Here is a 5,968-nt window from a genome sequence, read left to right as displayed (position 1 = left end):
TCCTCGAGGCCGGCCACGCCCCGATCCTCTCAGGGACGCTGCAGCGGCCCGGCGTCCAGCCAGACGAGGCCCGCCTGCCGCCCGGTCACTCCGTCGCGGCGGTGGGAGAACAGCGTGGGCTCCTCGACGGTGCACCGGGGGTCCTGGACGACCTCGGGGATCCCCGCGCGCCGGAGGATCGCGGCCACCCCGGCCCGCAGGTCGAGGCCGGCCGTCCCCTGCCGGGTGCGGACCGCGGACTCGGGCGCGACGTGCGCCACCTCGGCCTGCATCTCCCCGGGCACCTCGTAGTCCAGACCGCAGACGGCCGGTCCGAGCAGTGCGGTGACGTCGCGCGCGCGGGCCCCCAGGCTCGCCATGGCGGACAGCGCGGCGGGTACCACCCCCTGGCGCACCCCCTCGCGTCCGGCGTGCACAGCGGCGACCACACCGGCCACGGAGTCGGCCAGGAGGATCGGCACGCAGTCGGCGACCAGCACGCAGAGGACGAGCCCCGGGGTCGCGGTGACCAGCGCGTCCGTGGCGGGCACCGGGCCGTCCTGCGGCCGGTCCACCACCGCGACACCCGTGCCGTGCACCTGGTTCATCCACACCAGCCGGCCATCGGGCACGGCGAGCTCCCGCGCGACCCGGCTCCGGTTCGCGGCGACGGCGGCCGGATCGTCCCCCACGTGGTCGCCCAGGTTGAACGAGTCGTAGGGGGAGACGGACCGGCCGCCCCGCCGGTCGGTCACGACCCTGCGGGGTCGGATCGACGGTGGAGCGGCCGGTGCGGTGCTCATCGAGGACGACCTTACGGTCGGCCTCCCAGGGGTGTGCGTCAGCCCTTCAGGAACTCCGGGATGTCCAGCTCTTCCTCGAAGTCCTCGCTGGACAGCGGACGGCGACCGGCGACCGGGCCCGGGATGGGTGGCAGCGGCGGCACGGTGATGCCCCCGCCGTTGACCGAGCCGTTCGACGCGCTCGACGTACGACCGGCGCCCACCCCCGAGCCGTTGGCGTGGGTCTGCTGCGTGGCCGCCTGCTGTGCCGCGACCGGCTGGGACGCCGGCTGCGCGGGAGCCTGGGCCTGCGGAACGACCAGCCGCTCTCCGGCCGCTGCACCGGACGGGGTCATCGGCCGCCGGTAGGGCGGCAGCCCACCCGGCGCCACGATGTTCGACGAGCTGCCCGGCAGTGCGGCAGCGGTCGCGTCCTTGCGGGTGCTGGGCCGGCCGCTGTCGAAGCCGGCCGCGATGACGGTGACCCGCACCTCGTCACCCAGGGCGTCGTCGATGACGGCGCCGAAGATGATGTTGGCGTCGGCGTGCGCGGCGTCGGAGACCAGCGAGGCGGCCTCGTTGATCTCGAACAGGCCCAGGTCCGAGCCACCCGAGATCGACAGCAGCACGCCGTGCGCACCTTCCATCGAGGCCTCGAGCAGCGGACTGGCGATCGCCTGCTCGGCCGCCAGCAGCGCGCGGTTGTCGCCGCGTGCGCTGCCGATGCCCATCAGCGCCGAGCCCGCCCCGGACATGACCGACTTGACGTCGGCGAAGTCCAGGTTGATCAGACCAGGCGTGGTGATTAGGTCGGTGATGCCCTGGACACCGGACAGCAGCACCTGGTCGGCGGTGCGGAAGGCGTCCATCACGCTGACGTTGCGATCGCCCAGCTGCAGCAGCCGGTCGTTCGGGATCACAATCAGCGTGTCGCACTCGTTGCGCAGTTCCTCGATGCCCGACTCGGCCTGCACCGCGCGCCGCTTGCCCTCGAAGGCGAACGGGCGGGTGACCACGCCGATGGTCAGCGCGCCGAGCTTGCGGGCGATCGACGCCACGACGGGCGCGCCACCGGTACCGGTGCCACCACCCTCGCCGGCCGTCACGAAGACCATGTCGGCCCCCTTGAGGACCTCCTCGATCTCCTCGCGGTGGTCCTCGGCCGCCTGGCGACCCACGTCGGGCTGCGCACCCGCCCCCAGACCGCGCGTCAGCTCGCGGCCGACGTCGAGCTTGACGTCGGCATCGCTCATGAGCAGCGCCTGCGCGTCGGTGTTGATGGCGATGAACTCGACCCCCTTGAGGCCGACTTCGATCATCCGATTGACCGCGTTCACCCCGCCGCCGCCGATGCCGACGACCTTGATGACCGCTAGATAGTTGTGCGGAGGTGTCATGCGGCGCTCCCCAACTGGACCCTCATCCTCAAGTTCAGCCTTACAGTTATGTCAACTCGGTCGACGAGGACGAAGTTAGGTGGGTGCGGAGACCGCTACAAACACCCTCCGGGGACCGGCGTGTCGGTGTGCGCGGATCGCACCAACCTCGGGCGACCCGTTGGTCACATGAGCACCACGAGGTGTGACGACCCGCCTCGAAAACGTCTCATCCCGGGGTCCATACCTGGATGTGCAGTCGAACCGGGAACCCGGAAAAGAGATGTTGCGTGTCGGGCGTGTCGCGTTGCCCGGCGTGTCGATGGACGGCCCACAGCAGGGTCCCGCCGCGGGCGTGCGAGCGGTGGTGGGCAGGGGGTGTTTCTCAGCGGAGGACGACGGCGTCCGGGGTGCTGACGTCGATGGTCTCGGCCGGCTCGAGGGCACCGGAGGCGAGCTGCTCGATCAGCCCGCCGAGCGCCGCGGCCTTGGCCGCCGACTCGGAGGCGTCACCCCAGCGCACCTGGGTGCCGTCGTCCAGCGTCAGCGCGATGTCCTCGGGACCGGTCGCGGCCGCACCGGCGACGCCCGCGCGCACGTCCGCCGGCAGCGCGCTGATCGCGGCCAGCGCCGCCAGGGTCGCGGGATCGCCCGGTCGCGGGTCCGCGACGTCCAGGGGCACCACGCCCGCGGGTGGCTCGCCGGTCACCATGTCGAACAGGACGCCCTCGGCGTCCACGAGGGACCGCTCCCCCGGCGGGCCGACGATCGCGACCGGCACCCGCTCGACGACCGTGATCACGACGCTGTCGGGCCAGCCGCGGGTCACCTCGACCGAGGCGATCTGCGGCAGCCGCGCCACCCGCGCCTCCGCCGCGTCGACGTCGACCCGCAGCAGCGGCGTGCCCCGCTCGATCCCGGCGGCCTCCCGCACCTGCTCGGCCGGCAGGGTCCGCAGCCCGTCGACCTGCAGCGAACTGACGGTGAGGAGCGGCCCGGCGAAGAGCAGCCAGAGCAGGGCGGCCAGGGCCACCAGCGCGAGACCGAGCTGGACCGGCCGCCGCCGGCGCCGGTCCGTGCGCGCCGGCTTCCGCCGGGAGGGCAGCGGGGTGACCGACGCCGCGCTGCGGCCCGGCGACGTCCGGCGCGGCGACGTCCGCCGGGACCGGCCGGTGCGGTCCCGGGTCGTCGTGCCGGTCCGGCTCATCGGTCCTCGCCCGCCGGGACGGCGCCGGACTGGCCACGGAGCGCGTCGAGCACCTCGGGGCCGATCATCGAGACGTCTCCGGCGCCCATCGTGAGCACCAGGTCGCCGGGACGGGCGCGGGCGGCGAGCGCCGGGGCGGCCGCCGACCACGACGGCTCGAAGTGCACCTGCCCGGGCGGCAGCGGGACGGCGTCGGCGACCAGCGCGCCGGTGACACCGGGCACCGGGTCCTCCCGCGCGCCGTAGACGTCCATCACCACGACCTCGTCGGCGAGCCCCAGTGCCTCGCCGAAGCCCACGGCGAATTCCTTGGTCCGGCTGTAGAGGTGCGGCTGGAAGGCCACCACGAGACGTCCTGTCCCGGCCACGGCACGGGCCGCGTGCAGCTGCGCGCTGACCTCCGTGGGGTGGTGGGCGTAGTCGTCGTAGACCCGGACGCCGCCCACCGTGCCCTTGAGCTCGAAGCGCCGGTGCACCCCGCCGAAACGGGCCAGCCCGTCGATCAGGCCCTCGGCCGGGAGGCCGAGCTCGAGGCCGGAGAGCAGGGCCGCCGCACTGTTGAGCGCCATGTGCCGGCCCGGGACCTGGATGCGCACCCGCCCGAGGACGCGGCCGTCGATCACGGCCGTGTAGCTGGTGGCGTCGGGTGCGACCTCGAGGTCGGAGAGCCGCAGGTCGGCGTCCGGGGCGAACCCGTAGGTCCGCAGCCGTGCCGCCGTCGGGACGCCGGCCAGCCGGGCCGCCCCGGGATCGTCCGCGCAGACGACGACGAACCCGTCCTCGTGCACCGTGGCGAGGAAGCGGTCGAAGGCCGCCTCGACCGCCGCGAGGTCGCCGTAGTTGTCCAGGTGGTCGGCCTCGACGTTGGTGACGACGGCACCGAAGGGGGCGAGCAGCAGGAAGGAGCGGTCGCTCTCGTCGGCCTCGGCGACGAAGACGTCGCCCTCCCCCGCGTGCGCGTTGCTCCCCGACTCGTTGAGGTCGCCGCCGATGGCGAAGGACGGGTCGACCCCGCAGGCCTGCACGGCGACGGTGAGCATCGACGTGGTCGACGTCTTGCCGTGCGTGCCGGCGACGGCGACGCTGCGCCGGCCGGCCATGACGGCGGCGAGCGCCACCGCGCGGGGCAGCACCCGGAGCCCCCCGGCACGGGCGGCCGCGAGCTCCGGGTTGTCGGGCCGGATCGCGGTGGAGACGACGACGGTGTCGGCGCCGGCGAGGTGCGCGGCGTCGTGACCGACGAAGACCTGCGCCCCGAGCGCCCGCAGGGCGAGCAGGGTCGGGGTGTCGCGCCGGTCGCTGCCGGACACGCGGACGCCGCGGGCCAGCAGGATCCGCGCGATGCCGCTCATGCCGGCCCCGCCGATCCCCACGAAGTGCACGGCTCCCAGCTCGTCGAGGCCCGGGACCGGATCGGTCCAGGCCGCCACGTCCGCGGCGCTCATCGTTCCTCCGCCGCCGCCACGACGAGATCGGCCAGCCGCTCGTCGGCCTCGGGCGCGCCGGCCGCCGCAGCGTGCTCGGCGTAGCCCGCCAGGGCGGCCGGGTCGGTCAGGATCGGCACGAGGCGCGCCTCGATCCACTCCTCGCCGAGATCGGCGTCCTCGACGAGCAGGCCACCGCCGGCCTCGACCACGGGCAGCGCGTTGCGCCGCTGCTCCCCGTTCCCGATGGGCAGCGGCACGAAGGCGGCCGGCAGCCCGACCGCCGACAGCTCCGCCACGGTCACCGCCCCGGCCCGGCACAGGGCGAGGTCGGCGGCGGCGTAGGCCAGGTCCATGCGCTCCAGGTAGTCGACCACCACGTAGGGGGCCCTACCCGCTGGACGCTCGGGAACCGTCACGTGCGTGTTCTTGGGTCCCCGGGCGTGCAGCACCTGGATGCCGGCCTCGGTGAGCGCGTCGGCCGCGGCGACGGCCGCCCGGTTGAGCGACTGCGCCCCCTGCGAGCCGCCGAAGACCAGGAGGGTGGGCCGGTCGGCGTCCAGACCGAACTCCGCGCGGGCGGCGGGCCGCTGCGCCGCGCGGTCCAGCGAGCTGATCGCCGTCCGCAGGGGCATGCCCACGTGCTCGCCCTTGTGCAGCGGCGTGCCCGGCACGGTCACCGCGACCGTCGTGGCGAGGCGCGCCCCGACGCGGTTGGCCAGGCCCGGCAGCGCGTTCTGCTCGTGGACGACGATCGGGACTCCGGCCCGGCGGGCGGCGAGGTAGGCCGGCAGGGCCACGTACCCGCCGAACCCGACGACGACGTCGGCGGACACCTCGTCCAGCAGCGCCCGGGTCTCGGCGACGGCGCGCCACAGCCGTCCAGGCACCCGCAGCAGGTCGAGGGTCGGCTTGCGCGGCAGTGGGACCGGCGGGATCAGCCGCAGGTCGTAGCCGCGGGCAGGCACGAGCCGCGTCTCCATCCCGCGGGCGGTGCCCAGGCAGGTGATCCGCAGCCCGGCGCCCCCGTCGGCGCGCCGGCGCAGTGCATCGGCGAGGGCCAGCATCGGCTCGATGTGCCCCGCGGTACCACCTCCGGCCAGGACGATGCTGAGGACGCGGTCGCCCGCGGTCACCGCGGCCCCCCGGACCGGCGCGGCCGGCCCGCACCGGGTGCCGGGCGGGCGCCGGACCGGGCCG

General features: G+C 74.8%; 5 protein-coding genes. All 5 read right to left on the bottom strand.

All coding sequences use genetic code 11. From position 1 onward, the window contains the following. Nucleotides 1–29: 29 nt before the first annotated feature. Entirely contained in the window at nucleotides 30–782 is a 753-nt protein-coding gene (gene pgeF, locus E4P40_RS25630) for a peptidoglycan editing factor PgeF (protein ID WP_135161148.1), read from the bottom strand. Nucleotides 783–820: 38 nt separating this feature from the next. Further along, on the bottom strand, nucleotides 821–2,158 hold the full coding sequence (ftsZ, locus tag E4P40_RS25625) for a cell division protein FtsZ (RefSeq protein ID WP_135161147.1): 1,338 nt from the start codon (nucleotides 2,156–2,158) through the stop codon (nucleotides 821–823). 364 nt (nucleotides 2,159–2,522) lie between these two features. Next, nucleotides 2,523–3,344, bottom strand: a complete 822-nt coding sequence (locus E4P40_RS25620; RefSeq protein WP_135161146.1) for an FtsQ-type POTRA domain-containing protein — start codon at nucleotides 3,342–3,344, stop codon at nucleotides 2,523–2,525. Beyond that, nucleotides 3,341–4,789, bottom strand: coding sequence for a UDP-N-acetylmuramate--L-alanine ligase (gene murC, locus E4P40_RS25615; protein WP_135161145.1), 1,449 nt, complete (start codon nucleotides 4,787–4,789; stop codon nucleotides 3,341–3,343). Before murC ends, E4P40_RS25620 begins: the two co-directional genes overlap by 4 nt. Beyond that, nucleotides 4,786–5,835, bottom strand: coding sequence for an undecaprenyldiphospho-muramoylpentapeptide beta-N-acetylglucosaminyltransferase (gene murG / locus E4P40_RS25610; protein ID WP_135161149.1), 1,050 nt, complete (start codon nucleotides 5,833–5,835; stop codon nucleotides 4,786–4,788). The genes murC and murG overlap by 4 nt, the downstream gene beginning before the upstream one ends. Nucleotides 5,836–5,968 lie beyond the last annotated feature (133 nt).

This window comes from Blastococcus sp. CT_GayMR20, from assembly GCF_004570345.1.
Note: the sequence above shows the minus strand (reverse complement) of the source record. Positions and strands in the feature narration are given on the sequence as shown.

What these genes read in the sequence shown, in the direction of transcription:
- pgeF (WP_135161148.1), bottom strand. Translation starts at nt 782, where the DNA reads ATGAGCACCGCACCGGCCGCTCCACCGTCGATCCGACCCCGCAGGGTC.
- ftsZ (WP_135161147.1), bottom strand. Translation starts at nt 2,158, where the DNA reads ATGACACCTCCGCACAACTATCTAGCGGTCATCAAGGTCGTCGGCATC.
- E4P40_RS25620 (WP_135161146.1), bottom strand. Translation starts at nt 3,344, where the DNA reads ATGAGCCGGACCGGCACGACGACCCGGGACCGCACCGGCCGGTCCCGG.
- murC (WP_135161145.1), bottom strand. Translation starts at nt 4,789, where the DNA reads ATGAGCGCCGCGGACGTGGCGGCCTGGACCGATCCGGTCCCGGGCCTC.
- murG (WP_135161149.1), bottom strand. Translation starts at nt 5,835, where the DNA reads ATGCTGGCCCTCGCCGATGCACTGCGCCGGCGCGCCGACGGGGGCGCC.